The organism is Thioclava sp. ISO4 (assembly GCF_058105145.1).
On sequence record NZ_CM176571.1, the window covers coordinates 2,023,927 to 2,040,994 of the forward strand.

Below are 17,068 nucleotides of genomic sequence, written 5' to 3' on the forward strand. Positions count from 1 at the left end.
TGCGACATGCGCGGTGTTTTGTCCGACCTCGCATGGTGTTGGCGAATGGATATGGGGACTCTACTTGGCAAATGTTCCCATTTCGTTCTAAATTCCGGGCATGAGTCTGCCATTCGACCTTCCCCCCGCGACCCCGTCCGAGCGTCTGCGCGCGCGCGGTGCCGCGGCGCGCCCCGTGGGCCGGTTCGAGCCCTTCGCCCGCGCGCCAGAGCATGACGGCTGGGACATCCCCGAAGAGGAGCGCCTGACCCGCACCGAGGTTTCGGTGGAGCGTCCCCGCTCCGTCATCACCCGCAACCAGTCGCCCGATGTGCCCTTCGAGCGCTCGCTCAACCCCTATCGGGGCTGCGAGCATGGCTGCATCTACTGCTTCGCGCGGCCCAGCCACGGCTATCTCGGCCTCTCGGCTGGCTTGGATTTCGAGACCCGGCTGATCGCACGCCCCGAGGCGCCGCAGGTGCTCGAAGACGAGCTGCGCAAGAAAAGCTACCGTCCGAACGTGCTCGCCATCGGCACGAATACCGATCCCTACCAACCGCTCGAGCGCAAGATGGAGATCATGCGCGCCGTCTTGGAAGTGCTGCAGGCCTATCGCCACCCGGTCTCCATCGTCACCCGCGGCTCGACCATTCTGCGCGATCTCGACATCCTCGCGCCGATGGCCGAGGCCGGATTGGCGCAGGTCGGCGTCTCGGTCACGACGCTCGACGCCAAACTCGCCCGCGATCTGGAGCCGCGCGCGCCCAGCCCGCCGACCCGTATCCGCATGATCCGCGAACTCTCGCGCGCCGGTATCCCGGTGCGCGTGATGGCCGCGCCGATGATCCCGGGGCTCACCGATCACGAGCTGGAGGCGATCCTGACCGAGGCGCGCAGGGCAGGGGCCAAGGCCGCCTCTATGATGCCGGTGCGGCTGCCGCATGAGGTGGCGCCGCTTTTCGCCGACTGGATGGAGCGGCATCACCCCGGCAAGGTCGAGAAAGTGCTGGGCCGGATCCGCGACATGCGCGGCGGCAAGCTCAACGATCCGCGCTTTGGCGCGCGGATGAAGGGCGAGGGAGAGATGGCCGAACTGTTGCAGCAGCGGTTCAAGCTGAGCTGCAAGCGGCTGGGCTTCTCGCGTCATCTGCCCGATCTCGACGTGACGCAGTTCCGCGTGCCGCCCCGGCCGGGCGATCAGCTCGAACTGTTCTGATCTCGTCTGAGACGCGCGCATGCTCCATCCGCCGGGAAAAACCCGGCCCTTCCTTCGTTTTGGTTCAAATATCCCGGGGTGAGGCCGTCAGGCCGAGGGGCAGAGCCCCTCAAACCGCGCTTAGCTGCGGCGACGGCCCCGGCGTTCGCGCTTGGGCGCATCGCCGCTCAGCCCGTCATCTTCCGACGAGAACCCGCCCAGCACCGAGGAAATCTGATCCAGCGTCGGGCGCTCTCCGCGCGGACGCGTCTCCAGCGCCTCGCGCATCGCCACGAGATGCTCGGGCATCGTGCCGCAGCAGCCGCCGATGATCGTCGCGCCGCAATCGCGCGCCATCACCGCATATTCCGCCATCAGCTCGGGCGTGCCGTCGTAGTGGATATGGCCGTCGACATATTTCGGGATGCCCGCATTGCCCTTGGCGATGATCGGACGCTCGGTCCCGGTCGCGGCAAAGCCCAGAACGGTGCGCAGCAGGTCGGACGCGCCGACGCCGCAATTCGCGCCGAAGGCCAGAGGCGGGTGAGCCAGCTTTTCGACCATCGAGACCATCGCCTGCGAGGTCAGGCCCATCATCGTGCGGCCTGCGGTGTCGAAGCTCATCGTGCCGCACCAGGGCATCCCCGCCAGATGGCAGGCTTCTGCGGCGGCCTTGTATTCTTCCTGCGCCGAGATCGTCTCGACCCAGAGGATATCCGCGCCGCCCTCTTTCAGCCCCTCGGCCTGTTCGTGGAACATCTCGACCGCCAACTCATGCGTCAGCGTGCCCATCGGCGCGAAAATCTCGCCCGTCGGGCCCATCGAGCCCGCAACGATCACGGGACGCGACTGCTTGTCGGCCACATCCCGGCCGATCTCGGCGGCGAGGCGGTTCAACTCGCGCACGCGGTTCTGCGCGCTGTGCAGTTTCAGCCGCGAGGCATTGCCGCCGAAGCTGTTGGTCAGGAACAGGTCCGAGCCCGCATCGACGGCCAGCGAATAGAGCTTCTCGATCTTCGCAGGCTCGTCGGCATTCCACAGTTCCGGCGCATCGCCCGAGGCCAGACCCATGTTGAACAGGTTGGTGCCGGTCGCGCCATCGGCCATCAGCCAATCGCGGGTTTCCAGAAGACGGCTCAGCGCGTCGGTTTTCGGGGCGGTCATAAGGGCCTCGTCAAATGCAAAGGGCCGCGTCGGGCGCGGCGGTTGGGTTTGTCCTGCCATGACAGGCAGGAATTGGCAAATTCGTTTCCTTCATGTTCTTGATGAAGGCGCTGCAATCTCGGGCTGAAATGCAAAAGGCCGGACGCGCGGGGCATCCGGCCTTTCAATCTGCGTCATCGGCGAGGGCTCACTCGGCCTCGTCGATCACCTGACGGCGCGCGTCGGCCATGCATTCGGCCATCTTCGCGCGGATCGTTTGTTCATCGGCCTTGTCGCCGAGATCGCCCGAGAGCTTGCGGTACACGTCTTCGTGGCCCGCTTCCTCGAAATCGGAGGTCACGACCTCGCGGACATAGGCATCGGCCTCGGGGCCGGTTTTGCCCAGAAGCTCTGCTGCCCATTGGCCCAGCATCTTGTTGCAGCGGGCATCGGCCTTGAACTGCAGCTCGGCATCATGCGCGAACTTGTTCTCATAGGCGTTTTCGCGATCGTCGAAGGTGGTCATGGCCCACGTCCCTCCCGGTAAAGTCTCCGTTACCTCCGATATGCACATGCACGGCGTGCGCCGCAAGAGGAAAGGGCCGCGTTTTGGCCGGTTTGACGGGGCTGTGCATCTGCGTGAAGTGGCGTGCGCTTTACCTTGCGAGACTCGCGGGCTTGTCCTATAGGGCGGGCAACACCCTTTCGCGGACGGCGCGCAGGGGCGGGCGCGGCATTCCCGACGGTATGCGGCGCAGGCCCTGGCACCGCCGCGCCAAGTGAGAACGGAGACGCGATGGCACCCCGGCGCAAGAAGATCTACGAAGGCAAGGCGAAGGTTCTGTATGAAGGCCCCGAGCCCGGAACGCTGGTCCAGTATTTCAAGGACGACGCGACCGCCTTCAACGCGCAGAAGAAGGACGTGATCGAGGGCAAGGGCGTGCTCAACAACCGCCTGTCCGAGTATTTCATGACTGGCCTGACCAATATCGGCGTGCCGAACCACTTCATCAAACGGCTCAACATGCGCGAGCAGCTGATCCGTCAGGTGGAGATCGTGCCGCTCGAAGTGATCGTGCGCAACTTCGCCGCCGGTTCGATCGCGAAGCGTCTGGGCATGGAAGAGGGCACGCCGCTGCCGCGTCCGATCGTCGAATACAGCTACAAGAACGACGATCTGGGCGATCCGCTCGTGCCCGAGGAATATATCATCGCCTTCGGTTGGGCGAGCCAGCAGGACCTCGACGACATCGTGGCGCTGGCGCTGCGCGTGAATGACTTCCTGACCGGCGTGTTCTACGGCGTCGGCATCAAGCTGGTCGATTTCAAGATCGAGATCGGCCGCGTCTGGGATGGCGATTTCATGCGCCTGATCGTGGCCGACGAGATCAGCCCCGACAGCTGCCGCCTGTGGGACGTCAAGACGGGCCAGAAGCTCGACAAGGACGTGTTCCGCCGCGATCTGGGCAACCTGACCGATGCCTATACCGAAGTCGCCAAGCGCCTTGGCGTGCTGCCGACCAATACCCAGCCGATCAAACCGACGCTGATCAACTGAAAGGACCGCTCGTGATGAAAGCCCGCGTTCATGTGATGCTGAAGGATGGGGTGCTCGACCCGCAGGGCGAGGCCGTGCGCCACGCGTTGGGCCATATGGGCTTCGACGGTGTCGAAGGCGTGCGTCAGGGGAAGGTGATCGAACTGGACCTGAGCGCCACCGATGCAGCCTCTGCCGAGGCCGAGGTGAAGGAGATGTGCGAGAAGCTGCTCGCCAATACCGTGATCGAGAAATACACCATCGAGATCGCCTGATCCGGGTCGGGTGGGGGCGCTGCCCCCCTTGGCCTGCCGGCCAATTCCCCCCGGGATATTTGTACCAAGCCGAAGGCCGAACAGGCCTTACCCGACAGGTTCGACCCTCAAGGCCAGGAGTTTGCACCCATGAAAGCCGCCGTCATCACCTTCCCCGGATCGAATTGCGACCGCGACCTGAGCATGGCCTTCGCGGCAGCCGGGGCGGATGTCGTCAAGGTCTGGCACAAGGAAACCGCATTGCCCGAAGGCATCGACATCATCGGTGTGCCGGGCGGGTTCTCCTATGGCGATTATCTGCGCTGCGGCGCGATCGCCTCGCGCTCGCCCATCGGGCAGGCGGTGGCCGATTTCGCAGGCAAGGGCGGCTATGTCATCGGCATCTGCAACGGCTTTCAGGTGCTCACCGAGATGCGGCTGCTGCCGGGCGCCTTGATGCGTAATGCAGGGCTGAAATTCGTCTCGAAACCGCTGGCCCTGCGCGTCGCCACGACTGACAGCGCCTATACCTCGGGCTATGAGGCAGGGCAGGAGATCGTGATCCCGGTCGCCCACCATGACGGCAATTACCAGATCGATCCCGAAGGCCTTGCCCGCATCGAAGGCGAGGATCGCGTGGCGTTCCGCTATGTCGAGAACCCCAACGGCTCCGTCGACGATATCGCGGGCGTGCTGAGCGAGAACCGCCGGGTGCTGGGCATGATGCCTCACCCCGAGCGCGCGATCGAGGCTGCGCAGGGTGGCGCCGATGGGGCGGCGCTTTTCCGCGCGTTGAGCGGGATGCTGGCAACCGCCTGATCTCGCGCGCTTGTTGCGCTCTGGGCCTTGGCTTAGACTTCGCGCATGACGCACGTGCAGACACGTTCGACGATTTTACCTGAAGAGCCGCCCGAGAATGAGGGCGGGCTCGGCGTGATGGCACGCTCGCCACGCGCCCGTTGGCTGCTGCGCGTCGCTGTGGTGCTGATCCTCGCGCTGGCGGGGACGGTGATGTGGATCACCAACCAATGGCTGACCCAGCGTTTCACCGAGACGACGCGCGTGCGCACCGAGCTGCGGCTTGCGCTTTACACCGGCAACATCATGTCGGAGCTGCAGCGGACATCCGTTGTGCCGCTGTTGCTCGCGCGCGATCCGGAGCTGACGCAAGCCCTTGATACCACGGATTATTCCACCGCTTCGGCGCAGCTTATCACGGCCAAGAAAGAGGTCGCGGTGGCCTCGATCCGGCTGTTGGACATGCAGGGCCGGGTGGTGGCGTCGACCAATCGCACGCAGATCGGCACGCCCTTCCCGAATGCGCCCTTCTTCGTCGATGCGACCCGCTCGCGCGGGACGATCTTCTCGCTCAACGAGCCCGAGGCGGGCGGCACCGAGTTCGATTATTCGCGGGCCGTCATCCAGAACAACAAGCCCGTCGGCGTGATCGTGGTCGAGGCGGATCTGTCGAAATTCGAACGCGCCTGGGCCGGGATTTCCGATGCGCTGGCCGTGGTCGACAGCGAGGGCAAGATCATCCTTACGACCGAGCCGCGCTGGCGCGGGGTGACGATGTCGGAGGCGCTGGCTGCGCGCTCGGCCCCTTCCGCGATCGAGCGCGCGCTGCAGGCGACTGCGGACTGGGCCAATGACGCGCCCGACGCCTATCTCAAGGGCCGCGCGGTGATGCGCACCGAGGCGCGGATTCCCTTCCGCGGCTGGAAGATGATCGCCTTTACCAGCTACGATTCCGTGCGCGAGCGGGTGAATGCGGTGCTTGCGCTCGAGATCATGGGTTTCGCGATCCTGCTGGCGCTGGTCTTCTACGCGCTGTCGCGGCGCGCACGGCGGCAAAGTCAGGAGTTGCGCGCGGAATCGGCGGAGTTGCGCCAGCTCAACACCCGGTTGAGCCGCGAGATCGCCGAGCGCGAGAAGGCGCAGCAGGATCTGGCCGTGGCCGAGCAGACGATCGCGCAAAGCTCGAAACTTGCGGCTCTGGGCGAGATGTCGGCGGCGGTGAGCCACGAATTGAACCAGCCCTTGGCCGCGATGAAGACCTATCTGGCCGGCGCGAAACTCCTGCTGCAGCGCGCCCGGGTCGAGGAGGCGCTGTCGTCCTTCCAGCGCATCGACGACCTGATCGGCCGCATGGGCGCGATCACGCGGCAGCTCAAATCCTATGCCCGCAAGGGCGGCGAGGCGTTCGAGCCGGTGGACCTGCGGGTGGCGCTGTCGGAAGCGCTCTCGATGATGGAGCCGCAGCTGAAAATTCGCAAATTGCACATCTCGCGCACCATGCCGCGCAGCCCTGTCATGGTGATGGCAGACCGCATCCGGCTGGAGCAGGTGATCATCAACCTGTTGCGAAATGCACTCGACGCCACCAAGTCGGTGGAGGAACCGCAAGTGGAGTTGTTGCTTACCTCGGGTGAGACGGCCGTGCTGAGCGTGCGTGATAACGGTCCCGGAATTTCGGATCTCGACAAGCTGTTCGAGCCGTTCTGGACCACGAAGAAGCCGGGGGAAGGGACGGGGCTGGGCCTCGCGATCTCGTCCTCCATCATCAGTGATTTCGGGGGTCGCCTGACCGCCCATAATTCCGAAAGCGGGGGAGCCGTCTTTGAAGTGCAGCTGCCCCTCCTGGCGGACAAGAACAGGGCCATAAAGGCCGCGGAGTAAGACATGGCAAGACTAATGAAGGTAGCGATCGTCGATGACGAGGAAGATATGCGGCAATCCGTCAGCCAGTGGCTGGCGCTGTCGGGCTTCGACGCCGAGACCTATGCCAGCGCCGAAGACGCGCTGAAAGTGATCGGCCCCGATTGGCCGGGCGTGGTCATCACCGACATCCGGATGCCCGGCATGGACGGGATGGCCTTTCTCAAGCGGCTGATGGGCATCGATAGCGGTCTGCCGGTCATCATGATCACCGGCCACGGCGATGTGCCGATGGCGGTCGAGGCGATGCGCCTCGGCGCGATGGACTTCATGGAAAAGCCGTTCTCGCCGGATCGGATGACCGAGCTGGCAAAGCGCGCCACGCAGGCGCGGCGCACGACGCTCGACAACCGCGCGCTGCGCCGCGATCTGGCCGAGGGCGAGAAGGTGATGGGCAAGCTGATCGGCACCTCCGAGCCGATGGAGCGTCTGCGCGAAGATATTCTCGATCTGTCTCAGGCGGATGGTCACGTTCTGATCGACGGCGAGACCGGCACCGGCAAAACGCTGGTAGCCCATGCGCTGCACGCGACGGGCCCGCGCGCGGGCAAGAAATTCGTTGTGGTCAGCTGCGCCGCGCTGACCGAAGAGGCGCTCTCGGCCAAGCTGTTCGGTCCGGTCGAAGAGGGCGGTCTGCCGCTGATGGAAGAAGCGCGCGGCGGCACGCTCTGCCTTGAGGATGTCGAGGCGCTGAGCCAGTCGCTGCAGGCGCGGCTCTTGCAATTCATCAACGATCAGGGCGCACCTGCGGAGACGCGCATCGTTGCGATCTGCAACACGCATGGCGAAGGCAAGACGGTCGAGGACGCGCTGCGTCCCGATCTCTACTATCGTCTGGCCGCGCTGAAGATCACCCTGCCGCCGCTGCGGGCGCGCGGCGAGGATATCCTGACGCTGTTCAACCGCATGTCCGAGCAATTCGCCGACGAATATGGCTGCGACGTGCCGGAGGTGACCGCGCAGGAAGCCGCGCAACTGCTGCAGGCCCCGTGGCCGGGCAATGTGCGACAGCTTATCAATGTGGCCGAACGCGCGGTGCTGCAATCGCGCCGTGGCTCGGGCTCGATCGCGTCGCTTCTGATGACCGATGACGAAGAGACGGGGCCGGCGGCGATCACCACCGAGGGCAAGCCGCTCAAGGAATATGTCGAGAGCTTCGAGAAGATGCTGATCGACAATACGATGCGGCGCCACAAGGGCTCGATCTCGGCGGTGATGGAGGAGCTGTGCCTGCCGCGCCGGACGCTGAACGAGAAGATGGCCAAATACGGCCTCGCCCGCGCGGATTATCTGTGAGGGCAGGGCTTCTGGCTGCGGCCCTCGCGCTTGCGCCCCTGATGGCGCAGGCGGAGGGCGCGCCGCCGGAGGCCGCGCAATTGCAGGGCCAGCACCCGTCGAAATATTACGAGACCGCCTCGCAGCTTTTCTCGCAAGGCCGCAAGGAAGACGCGGTTTTCCTGTTCTATCTCGGGCAGTTGCACTGGCGCTGCCTGCTTGCCGCCAATCCGGGGATTGATCCGACGGGCGATCCGGCACTGTTTGGTTCGCTCTCCGAGGTGGTCGGGCGGCCGCTCAACGAATGGGCCTTCGGCGATCCCGAAATGGTGCATCGGTTGCTCGGAGAGGTGCTTTCCTATGACGCGGCGCATCCCGATCCGTATCGCATGACGCAAGCTGACGGCCCCGAATGCGCGCAGGTGCGTCGCGGGCTGGACGGGTTGCGCGACGGAATTCCCGCTCAAGCGGAAGCAATTCGCCGCGAGCGCACGAGAAACGGCCTGCCCAATCGCTGAACATCGCGAGAATCCGGGGTGTGATTAACCCTTCCCTTACGAAAATTCGATTGTGTTCCCGTAGGCTGTGCCGCTATGGTCAGAACCAGTCGGTTTCACACCATAAGTATGAAGCCACCGAAATTCGCTGATGCCTTGGCCGATCCGGCGCAGATGATGCGCAAGGGGCCCCGGCTCAACCGATTGGCCGAAAGGCCGCAAGTTTGTCTCCCTCTTCCGCATTAGACGGGACGGAGGCCGTTAATTGGGCGCCAAGCGGCTAAGGCCGACCGCGCCTTGGAAAGAACCGCGATGATGCGTGACGGGATATCGCAGATGAGGACGGGCAGGCTCCACGCCACCGCCGTCTGCGCGCATGTCCGCACCCTCGCCTCAAGGACAGTTTCAGCCCAAGACAGCGCCGCGCCCCCGGGCAGGTCGCAAAGGGCTGACCTATTGGATTTACATGGCAAAGAAGATGCTTATCGATGCCACCCACGCGGAAGAGACCCGCGTCGTGGTGGTGGACGGCAACAAGGTTGAAGAATTCGACTTTGAGACCATCAACAAACGGCAGCTCGCCGGAAATATCTATCTCGCGAAAGTAACGCGCGTCGAACCGTCCCTGCAGGCGGCCTTCGTCGACTATGGCGGAAACCGGCACGGCTTCCTCGCCTTCGCGGAAATCCACCCCGATTACTACCAGATCCCGGTCGCCGACCGCGAAGCGCTGCTGGAAGAAGAGCGTCAGCTCGCCGAAGCCGCGGCCGCGGAAGAGGACAAGCCGAAATCTTCGCGCCGCCGCCGCTCGCGCCGGTCGTCGAACAAGGCGGAGAAGGCCAAGCAGGACGAGGCGGTTGTTAGTTCGGACGAGATCCCGGGCATGGGCGTCGTCGATCCGGAAGCCGAAGGCGAGACCTCTGGCGAGACTGCCGACGCGCCCGCCGACGAGACCAAGGCCGAAGCGCAGACCGACAGCACCGAGGCTCCGGCCGAGGACGCTCCCGCGCAGGCTCAGGAAGCCGCCTCGACGCCCGCCGCTGCGGCCGAGACCGCCTCCGACGAGGATGACAGCGACGACTCCGACGACGATGACGACGACGCGGGCGATGACGCTGCCGAGGCCGATAGCGGCATCGAGTCCGTCGCCGACGAGGATGTCGAAGAAGAAATCCGTCCGGCCCGCAAGCCGCGTCCGCGCCGCTACAAGATTCAGGAAGTGATCAAGGTCCGCCAGATCATGCTGGTGCAGGTCGTCAAGGAAGAGCGCGGCAACAAGGGCGCGGCGCTGACCACCTATCTCTCGCTGGCAGGCCGCTACTGCGTGCTCATGCCCAACACCGCGCGCGGTGGTGGCATCAGCCGCAAGATCACCAACGCCGCCGACCGCAAGAAGCTCAAGGAAATCGCAGGCGAGCTGGACGTGCCGAAGGGCGCGGGCCTGATCGTGCGCACGGCGGGTGCGCAGCGCACCAAGACCGAGATCAAGCGCGACTACGAATACCTGATGCGCCTGTGGGAGCAGATCCGCGACCTGACGATGAAATCCGTCGCGCCGGCGCCGATCTACGAGGAAGGCGATCTGATCAAGCGGTCGATCCGCGACCTCTACAACAAGGATATCGACGAGGTTCTCGTCGAGGGCGAGCGTGGCTACCGCGCGGCCAAGGCGTTCATGAAGATGATCATGCCGAGCCACGCCAAGAACGTGAAGCACTACTCGGAATCGCTGCCGCTGTTTGCGCGCCATCAGGTGGAAAGCTACCTCGCCTCGATGTTTAACCCGACCGTGCAGCTCAAGTCCGGCGGCTACATCGTGATCGGCGTCACCGAAGCGCTCGTTGCCATCGACGTGAATTCGGGTCGGGCGACCAAGGAAGGCTCGATCGAAGAAACCGCGCTCAAGACCAACCTGGAAGCCGCCGACGAAGTGGCCCGCCAGCTGCGCCTGCGCGACCTCGCCGGTCTGATCGTGATCGACTTCATCGACATGGACGAGCGTAAGAACAACAACGCCGTCGAAAAGCGCATGAAGGAGCGTCTCAAGACCGACCGCGCGCGCATTCAGGTCGGCCGCATCTCCGGCTTCGGCCTGCTCGAGATGAGCCGCCAGCGTCTGCGTCCGGGCATGATCGAATCCACGACGCAGCCCTGCGCCCATTGCCACGGCACCGGCCTGATCCGCTCCGATGACAGCCTCGCGCTGAGCGTCCTGCGCGCGATCGAGGAAGAGGGCACCCGCAAACGGACCCGCGAGGTTCTGGTGCGTGCGCCCGTCGCGGTCGCCAACTACCTGATGAACGCCAAGCGCGAGCATGTGGCGGTGATCGAGGCGCGCTATGGCATGTCCGTGCGCATCGAAGCCGCGCCGGAACTCGTCTCGCCCGATTTCACCATCGAGAAGTTCAAGACCGCGACGCGCAATGTCGCGGAAGTGGACAGCCCCGTGGTGTCGGCGTCGGCCAGCCTGATGGCCGAGATCGACGACGCGGAGGACGAGGCGGAGACCGAAGCTGAAGCCGAGACCGAGGAGCAGACCGCGACGGTCGAGACCGAAGCCGAGGAGCAGCCGAAGAAGAAGCGCCGTCGTCGTCGTCGTCGCCGGAAGTCGAATGGCGAGAACGGCGAGAATAACGACTCCGCGGAGAACGGCGATCAGTCGTCGGACGACCAGCCCGCCAAGGAGCAGCCTTCTGAGGCGTCCGAAGGGCAGGAAGCGCCCGCCAAGGCCGAACCCGCGCAGGCGGCGGAAGCTCCGGCAGACGAGGCCAAGACCGAGGCGCAAACCGACGCGAAGACTGAGGCTCAGCCCGAGGAAGAGGCGCCGAAGCCCAAGCGCCGCTCGCGCGCCCGCAAGAAGGTCGAAGAGCCGAAACCCGAAGCCGAGACCGCGGAGGCCCCCGCTGAGGGCTCCGAGGCCAAGGCCGAGGAAGAAGCGCCCAAGCCGAAGCGTCGCACGCGGTCGCGCAAGAAGGTGGACGCGGAGGCCGATGCGCAAGCCGCCGTCGAAGGCAGCGCCGCAGAGGTCAAGGCCGACGCCGCAGAGGCAGCCGAAGAGGCCCCCAAGCCGAAGCGTCGCTCCCGTTCGCGCAAGAAGGTCGAGGAACCCGTCGCAGAGACGCCCGACACGCCCGAGCCGCCGGAAACCCCGCAGCCCGACGCGCCCACCGAGCCGCAGGAGACGCCGCAGCCCGACGCACCGGTCGAGACGCCCGAGCCCGCGCCGCAGGAAACTCCTGTCGACGTGCCGCCGGAAGCGCCGCCCGCGCCCGAACCGGAAACCCCGTTCGAGCAGCCGCCGGAAACGCCGCAGCCCGATGCGCCGGTCGAACTGCCCGGTGGTCCGGCTTTCGCCGAGACCGAGGCCGAGGGCGAGACGATGACCGAAGAGGCGCCCAAGCCCAAGAAACGGGGCTGGTGGAGCCGCTGAGGCACCTTCAGATTTGAGAAAGGCCGGGCAGAGCGCCCGGCCTTTTTCGTTTTCATATTGGGTTTGCCGCGCTCAGGCAGCCAGTTCCTGTGCCGGGCGGGTCAGTTGCAGCGCCGCCCGCGCCGCCTCGCGGCCCTTCTCGACGAAATGGCTGCCGAAGATCGCCCGGTGGTGATCGGTCTCCTGGAACTGATGCGGGGTCAGCGAGACCGACAGCACGGGCACGCCCGTCTCCAGCCCCACCTGCATCAGGCCATTCACCACGGCCTGCGCCACGAAATCATGGCGATAGATCCCGCCATCGACGACCAGCGCCGCGGCCGCGATCGCGCCATAGCGGCCCGTGCGGGCCAGTTCCTGCGCCTTCATCGGCAGCTCGAACGCGCCGGGCACGTCGAAGACATCGACCTGCGCCTCCGGGATCTCTTCGAGAAACCCCTCGAGCGCACGGTCGACGATATCGGCGTGCCAATTGGCCTTGATAAAAGCGTAACGGGTGTGTGTCATCGTAATCTCCTTGCATAGCGACACGTCACCCAAGGCGATCACATGCAGTCCGCGCCCACGCGCCAAGGCACGGGGTCGGCTGCATATTCTCTTCCATCCGGACTGTAACCGTCGGCTCAGGCCTCGCACCTGATCTGCTGACCCTCGCACGACGGCGAGGCGCTCGCGGGCTCGCGGATTTCGCCGCATACCGCCGGTGGGGAATTTCGCCCCGCCCTGAGAATGGCCGGAGATTGGCACGCGCTTTTGCGCTCGGCAAGGGGCTTAGTTGCCGGGCCAGCCATACCAGACCATCGCGTGCCCGCTGCGCGGATGCGTGTCGGTCTGCAGGCGCTCCATCCCGTGACGCAGGTAAAAGGCCTGCGCGCGGCTGTTGGTCTCGCTCGTGTAGAGCCGGAACCCCTCCGACAGCGCCGCCTTGGCCTGCGCCATGAGCCTCGAGCCGATCCCATGCCCGATCCAGTCGGGATGGACGAAAAGCTCGGCCAGGATCGCCTCGCGCGGTTTCAATGCGAGAAACGCCATGATCCGCCCCTGATCCTCGGCGAGGGTCACCTGCCAGCCAGCAGTCATTTCCTCGTCTACGCGGGCGCGCAGGGCGGTGCGGCTGGGCATCACCGGCGGACCGACACCGGGCAGGCTCGCGCTGAGATGCCAGAGATCGGCAATCGTGTCGCGATCCGTGTCACGGGCCGGGCGCAGCGTGACGGTCATCAGCTCTTGCGCACCAGATATACTTTCACGCCTTCCCAATCCTCTGCCTCGACCAGCTCGTGCCCGGTTTGCGCGCAGAAATGCGGCACGTCGATCCAGCTCGCCCCGTCGGTCGCGACCAGTTGAACCAGTGCGCCGGGGGCGGCCGACTCGAGCGCTTTACGCAGGCGCAGAACGGGCAGGGGGCAGAGCAGCCCCTTCGCGTCGATTTCGATATCGGGCGTCATGGCGGAGGTTCTCGCGCGCCCGCGCTGATTTGTCCACGCTGTTGTTATCTCACGACCCGGTGACCGCGCGCGAGGAATGGGGTAGAGGAGGAACATGTTTGGAATCGATCTCGTCTCCGCTGCGTTCCTGCCCGCCGCCTTCGTGGCGCTCTTTGCGGGTCTGTTGTCATTCCTCAGCCCCTGCGTGCTGCCGATCGTGCCGCCCTATCTCGCCTATATGGGCGGGGTGAGCATGGGCGATCTGCGCGAGGGCAAGCGCTCGGCGGTGGTCCCGGCGCTGTTCTTCGTGCTGGGCCTGTCGACGGTGTTCCTGTTCATGGGGTTCGCCGCCTCGACCTTCGGGCGGTTCTTCCTGACCAATCAGGTGCTGTTCGGACGGATCGCGGGCGGGGTGATCGTGATCCTCGGCCTGCATTTCCTTGGGGTTTTCCGGATCGCGATCCTCGACCGCGAGGCGCGGCTGGATGCGGGCGACCGGGGCGGCTCCTCGCTTGGCGCCTATGTTCTGGGCCTTGCTTTCGCCTTCGGCTGGACGCCCTGCATCGGCCCCCAACTGGGCGCGATCCTGTCGCTGGCCGCTCAGGGCGGCGATCAGGCGCGGGGCACCGCGCTGCTGGCGGTCTATGCGCTGGGGCTGGGCATCCCGTTCCTGCTGGCCGCGCTGTTCATCCAGCGCGCGATCGGCGTGATGAACCGGCTCAAGGCCTATATGGGGATCATCGAGAAGACGATGGGCGCGCTTCTGGTCGTCGTCGGGATCCTGCTGCTGACCAATGCGTTCTCGGCGATCAGCTTCTGGCTGCTGGAGACCTTCCCGTCGCTCGCCAGGCTGGGCTGAGGCTTCACGCCGCCATCTGCACTGCGCGGGCCAGATCCGCCTCGAAAGCCCGCATCATCGCGGGCTTTTCCATGTCGGGCAGGCGCAGCAGGTAGGACGGATGCACGGTGATCAGCATCGGCGTGCCGTCCTCGAGTATCTCCACCGAGCCGCGCCGTTTGAGAAGGTCCCGCCGGTCGCCCGTGAGGCTCTCCAGCGCCGTCGCGCCCATCGCAAGGATCGCCTTCGGCTTCACCAGAGCGCGCTCCTGATCGAGCCACCAGCGGCAGTGATGGATTTCCTGCCGGTCGGGAGACTGATGGATGCGCCGCTTGCCGCGCGGGGTGAACTTGAAATGCTTGACCGCATTGGTGATGAAGGTGCGCTCGCGGATGAGGCCCGCCCGCGCCGCCACCTCGTCGAAAAGCTGCCCGGCGGGGCCGACGAAGGGGCGGCCCTCGAGATCCTCGAAATCGCCCGGCTGTTCGCCCACGATCATCAGAGACGCATCCAGCGGCCCTTCGCCCGGCACAGCCTGCGTCGCATTCTCCCAAAGCGGGCAGCGGCGGCAGGCGTTCAGCCCGGCCAGCACGTCTGCGTGGTCGCCCACGGGTGGCGGCGTGGCGCGCTCGCGCGCCAGCCGCTCGGTGATCTTGACCGCACGGGCCGGAGCGAGCGTAGGCGCGTTTGCGGCCATCTCCTCGGCGCGCGCCTGCGCGTTGGCGATCATCTCGGGGATCAGCCCGGCCTCGGGCAGGTTGTGCCAGTATTTCCGTGGCATCTCGGATTGCATCGCGCCGACCTTCAGTCGCGCCGGGTTGAAGATGTTGCGGAAATAGGTGCGCCAGAGGTCCTCAGTGGCATCCTCGGGCAGATCGGGGCGCGGCTGACCCTTGTCGAAGCGCAGCTTGCCCGCTTCGAAATGCGCGGTCAGATCGGGGGTGAAGATCGACCAGTCCATATCGCCGAAGCGTTTGACGAAGAACGGCGCGGTCAGCTCGCAGATGTAATGCGTGGGCTCGAACCACGCGGCGAAGCGGCGGCGGGACGCGCCCGGATCGCCGATCTCGCGGAAGCGCACGAAGGCGGTCATCTTGTGGCGGTCGCGCGAGACCTCCTTGGCCATGCGGTTGAGCCGGTCGATGCGCGGATCGGCGCGGTCCTCCAGCAGGCGCTTGTCGGATCGTAGCGCCCAGAGCACCGCGTAAGCCCGCGCGAAGCGTTCCGGGTCGCGATGGCAGACCACGAGGCGCGCGAGCTCGACAAAGCCCTTCGGCACGCTCACAGCGCCGCCTGTGTGGGCAGGGGCGTCCTGGGCGAAGAGATCGGCCTCCGCCGCCCCGCGATGCCAGAGAAGCTCCTCGGGTGGGATGCCAGCGCCCAAGGCCGCGCGGGCCTCATCTCGCCACGCCTCGAACGTGCCGATCTCGGGCAGGGTGATCGTGCGCATCACAACAGCCGCAACTGCTGCGGCGGTAGGGCGAAACGGGCGCGCAGGTCTGCCGCATCGGTCAGCGCACGTGGATGCCAATCCAAGAGCGTGATGAAAGGCTTCGCCTGCTTCAGGTTCGCCCCCATCCGCCGCAGATCCTCGTAGCGCAGCGTCCGGTGGCGGCGCGTCGCCAGCACCCGCCCCACCGTCTTCACCCCCAGCCCCGGCACACGCAGCAGCATCTCGCGCTCGGCCCGGTTCACGTCGAGCGGAAACAGATGCCGGTTCGCAAGCGCCCAGGCGAGCTTGGGATCGACCGTCAGATCGAGATTGCCATCGGTGGTGCCTTGCGAAATCTCGTCCACGTCGAAGCCGTAGAAGCGTAGCAGCCAATCCGCCTGATAGAGCCGATGCTCGCGCATCAAGGGCGGCTTGACCAGCGGCAGGGCGGCGGAACTGTCCGGGATCGGCGAGAAGGCGGAGTAATAGACCCGCTTGAGCGCATAGCTCGAATAGAGCCGCGTCGAGGTCTTCAGGATCGTCGTGTCATTCGCCCCGTCCGCGCCGACGATCATCTGGGTCGACTGGCCCGCAGGCGCGAATTTCGGGGGGCGCTTGCCGGTGAAGCTGCGCTCCTTTCGGGCGTCGCGCAACAGCCGCACATCGCCCATCGCGCGGCGGATCTGGGCGGGATCCTTCTCGGGGGCGTAATCCTGCACCGCGCGGTCGGTCGGCAGTTCGACATTGATCGAGAGGCGATCGGCGTAAAGCCCCGCTTCTTCGATCAGCTCGGGCGCCGCATCGGGGATGGTTTTCAGATGGATATAGCCTCGGAAATTATGCTCCACCCGCAAGAGTTTCGCGATCCGCACCATGTCGGTCATCGTGTCGTCGGGCGAGCGGATGATGCCGGAGGAGAGGAACAGCCCCTCGATATAGTTGCGGCGGTAGAATTCCAGGGTGAGGGTCACGACCTCCTCGGGCGAGAACCGCGCGCGAGGGGTGTTCGAACTGACCCGGTTCACGCAATAGGCGCAATCGTAGATGCAGAAATTCGTCATCAGGATCTTCAGCAGGCTGATGCAACGCCCGTCTGGCGTGTAGGCGTGGCAGATGCCCGACCCGGTGACCGAGCCGATCCCCTTGCCATCCTTGGAGACGCGCCGCTGCCCCCCGGTCGACGCGCAGGAGGCATCGTATTTCGCCGCATCCGATAGGATCGCCAGTTTCTGATCGAGGTTCATTCTTGCCATGTGTTCACTATATGTTCACATTTTTCGCCTTTCAATAAATCCATGACAAAGGGGCGCGAAAATCGCGCCCCTCCGGAAAACGTCGCCTCG

At 65.4% G+C, this 17,068-nt stretch carries 16 protein-coding genes and 1 riboswitch; of the genes, 9 read left to right on the forward strand and 7 right to left on the reverse strand.

What is annotated here, in order from left to right:
• Positions 1-100: 100 nt before the first annotated feature.
• Positions 101-1,195 carry a PA0069 family radical SAM protein gene (locus AC2TZ7_RS10005; RefSeq protein WP_489864096.1) on the forward strand — a complete coding sequence of 365 codons (1,095 nt, stop codon included), beginning with the start codon at positions 101-103 and terminating at the stop codon, positions 1,193-1,195.
• Positions 1,196-1,315: 120 nt separating this feature from the next.
• On the opposite strand, the gene bmt is transcribed toward AC2TZ7_RS10005, so the two are convergent.
• Together bmt and AC2TZ7_RS10015 are read right to left on the reverse strand one after the other, a co-directional pair.
• Entirely contained in the window at positions 1,316-2,338 is a 1,023-nt protein-coding gene (gene bmt, locus AC2TZ7_RS10010) for a betaine--homocysteine S-methyltransferase (protein ID WP_489864097.1), read from the reverse strand.
• Between the two features lie 187 nt (positions 2,339-2,525).
• The gene (locus tag AC2TZ7_RS10015) at positions 2,526-2,843 is read right to left on the reverse strand and encodes a DUF1476 domain-containing protein (protein ID WP_098410618.1); all 318 of its coding nucleotides are present in this window, start codon (positions 2,841-2,843) and stop codon (positions 2,526-2,528) included.
• A 270-nt stretch (positions 2,844-3,113) separates the two neighbouring features.
• Between AC2TZ7_RS10015 and purC the strand changes: the two genes are divergently transcribed.
• The 7 genes from purC (at position 3,114) to AC2TZ7_RS10050 (ending at position 12,028) form a co-directional block, all read left to right on the forward strand.
• Positions 3,114-3,875, forward strand: coding sequence for a phosphoribosylaminoimidazolesuccinocarboxamide synthase (gene purC, locus AC2TZ7_RS10020; RefSeq protein ID WP_098410619.1), 762 nt, complete (start codon positions 3,114-3,116; stop codon positions 3,873-3,875).
• A gap of 14 nt (positions 3,876-3,889) precedes the next feature.
• Positions 3,890-4,129, forward strand: a complete 240-nt coding sequence (gene purS, locus AC2TZ7_RS10025) for a phosphoribosylformylglycinamidine synthase subunit PurS (RefSeq protein WP_078519363.1) — start codon at positions 3,890-3,892, stop codon at positions 4,127-4,129.
• Between the two features lie 129 nt (positions 4,130-4,258).
• A complete protein-coding gene (purQ, locus tag AC2TZ7_RS10030) occupies positions 4,259-4,927 on the forward strand; it encodes a phosphoribosylformylglycinamidine synthase subunit PurQ (protein WP_078519362.1) in 669 nt (222 codons plus the stop codon).
• A 117-nt stretch (positions 4,928-5,044) separates the two neighbouring features.
• Positions 5,045-6,787, forward strand: coding sequence for an ATP-binding protein (locus AC2TZ7_RS10035; RefSeq protein WP_134333011.1), 1,743 nt, complete (start codon positions 5,045-5,047; stop codon positions 6,785-6,787).
• A 3-nt stretch (positions 6,788-6,790) separates the two neighbouring features.
• Positions 6,791-8,122, forward strand: a complete 1,332-nt coding sequence (locus AC2TZ7_RS10040; protein ID WP_078539470.1) for a sigma-54-dependent transcriptional regulator — start codon at positions 6,791-6,793, stop codon at positions 8,120-8,122.
• Positions 8,119-8,619, forward strand: coding sequence for a hypothetical protein (locus AC2TZ7_RS10045; RefSeq protein WP_489864098.1), 501 nt, complete (start codon positions 8,119-8,121; stop codon positions 8,617-8,619). Before AC2TZ7_RS10040 ends, AC2TZ7_RS10045 begins: the two co-directional genes overlap by 4 nt.
• A gap of 445 nt (positions 8,620-9,064) precedes the next feature.
• Positions 9,065-12,028 carry an Rne/Rng family ribonuclease gene (locus AC2TZ7_RS10050; RefSeq protein WP_489864099.1) on the forward strand — a complete coding sequence of 988 codons (2,964 nt, stop codon included), beginning with the start codon at positions 9,065-9,067 and terminating at the stop codon, positions 12,026-12,028.
• 72 nt (positions 12,029-12,100) lie between these two features.
• On the opposite strand, the gene AC2TZ7_RS10055 is transcribed toward AC2TZ7_RS10050, so the two are convergent.
• The 3 genes from AC2TZ7_RS10055 to AC2TZ7_RS10065 all read right to left on the reverse strand — a co-directional run bounded on the left by AC2TZ7_RS10055 (position 12,101) and on the right by AC2TZ7_RS10065 (position 13,476).
• A complete protein-coding gene (locus tag AC2TZ7_RS10055) occupies positions 12,101-12,535 on the reverse strand; it encodes a 6,7-dimethyl-8-ribityllumazine synthase (protein ID WP_489864100.1) in 435 nt (144 codons plus the stop codon).
• 81 nt (positions 12,536-12,616) lie between these two features.
• Positions 12,617-12,763, reverse strand: a riboswitch (FMN riboswitch).
• 36 nt (positions 12,764-12,799) lie between these two features.
• Positions 12,800-13,249: a GNAT family N-acetyltransferase gene (locus AC2TZ7_RS10060; RefSeq protein ID WP_489864101.1), complete on the reverse strand. Its 450-nt coding sequence runs from the start codon at positions 13,247-13,249 to the stop codon at positions 12,800-12,802.
• Positions 13,249-13,476 carry a sulfurtransferase TusA family protein gene (locus AC2TZ7_RS10065; RefSeq protein WP_083075169.1) on the reverse strand — a complete coding sequence of 76 codons (228 nt, stop codon included), beginning with the start codon at positions 13,474-13,476 and terminating at the stop codon, positions 13,249-13,251. Before AC2TZ7_RS10065 ends, AC2TZ7_RS10060 begins: the two co-directional genes overlap by 1 nt.
• Before the next feature lie 94 nt (positions 13,477-13,570).
• On the opposite strand from AC2TZ7_RS10065, the gene AC2TZ7_RS10070 reads away from it, so the two are divergent.
• A complete protein-coding gene (locus tag AC2TZ7_RS10070; protein WP_489864102.1) occupies positions 13,571-14,314 on the forward strand; it encodes a cytochrome c biogenesis CcdA family protein in 744 nt (247 codons plus the stop codon).
• A gap of 4 nt (positions 14,315-14,318) precedes the next feature.
• On the opposite strand, the gene AC2TZ7_RS10075 is transcribed toward AC2TZ7_RS10070, so the two are convergent.
• Both AC2TZ7_RS10075 and AC2TZ7_RS10080 read right to left on the reverse strand, forming a co-directional pair.
• Positions 14,319-15,743, reverse strand: coding sequence for a UdgX family uracil-DNA binding protein (locus tag AC2TZ7_RS10075; protein ID WP_489864103.1), 1,425 nt, complete (start codon positions 15,741-15,743; stop codon positions 14,319-14,321).
• Entirely contained in the window at positions 15,743-16,978 is a 1,236-nt protein-coding gene (locus AC2TZ7_RS10080; RefSeq protein ID WP_489864104.1) for a putative DNA modification/repair radical SAM protein, read from the reverse strand. Before AC2TZ7_RS10080 ends, AC2TZ7_RS10075 begins: the two co-directional genes overlap by 1 nt.
• Positions 16,979-17,068 lie beyond the last annotated feature (90 nt).

Coding starts and splice junctions, on each gene's coding strand:
- AC2TZ7_RS10005 (WP_489864096.1), top strand. CDS start 101: ATGAGTCTGCCATTCGACCTTCCCCCCGCGACCCCGTCCGAGCGTCTG.
- bmt (WP_489864097.1), bottom strand. CDS start 2,338: ATGACCGCCCCGAAAACCGACGCGCTGAGCCGTCTTCTGGAAACCCGC.
- AC2TZ7_RS10015 (WP_098410618.1), bottom strand. CDS start 2,843: ATGACCACCTTCGACGATCGCGAAAACGCCTATGAGAACAAGTTCGCG.
- purC (WP_098410619.1), top strand. CDS start 3,114: ATGGCACCCCGGCGCAAGAAGATCTACGAAGGCAAGGCGAAGGTTCTG.
- purS (WP_078519363.1), top strand. CDS start 3,890: ATGAAAGCCCGCGTTCATGTGATGCTGAAGGATGGGGTGCTCGACCCG.
- purQ (WP_078519362.1), top strand. CDS start 4,259: ATGAAAGCCGCCGTCATCACCTTCCCCGGATCGAATTGCGACCGCGAC.
- AC2TZ7_RS10035 (WP_134333011.1), top strand. CDS start 5,045: ATGGCACGCTCGCCACGCGCCCGTTGGCTGCTGCGCGTCGCTGTGGTG.
- AC2TZ7_RS10040 (WP_078539470.1), top strand. CDS start 6,791: ATGGCAAGACTAATGAAGGTAGCGATCGTCGATGACGAGGAAGATATG.
- AC2TZ7_RS10050 (WP_489864099.1), top strand. CDS start 9,065: ATGGCAAAGAAGATGCTTATCGATGCCACCCACGCGGAAGAGACCCGC.
- AC2TZ7_RS10055 (WP_489864100.1), bottom strand. CDS start 12,535: ATGACACACACCCGTTACGCTTTTATCAAGGCCAATTGGCACGCCGAT.
- AC2TZ7_RS10060 (WP_489864101.1), bottom strand. CDS start 13,249: ATGACCGTCACGCTGCGCCCGGCCCGTGACACGGATCGCGACACGATT.
- AC2TZ7_RS10065 (WP_083075169.1), bottom strand. CDS start 13,476: ATGACGCCCGATATCGAAATCGACGCGAAGGGGCTGCTCTGCCCCCTG.
- AC2TZ7_RS10070 (WP_489864102.1), top strand. CDS start 13,571: ATGTTTGGAATCGATCTCGTCTCCGCTGCGTTCCTGCCCGCCGCCTTC.
- AC2TZ7_RS10075 (WP_489864103.1), bottom strand. CDS start 15,743: ATGCGCACGATCACCCTGCCCGAGATCGGCACGTTCGAGGCGTGGCGA.
- AC2TZ7_RS10080 (WP_489864104.1), bottom strand. CDS start 16,978: ATGGCAAGAATGAACCTCGATCAGAAACTGGCGATCCTATCGGATGCG.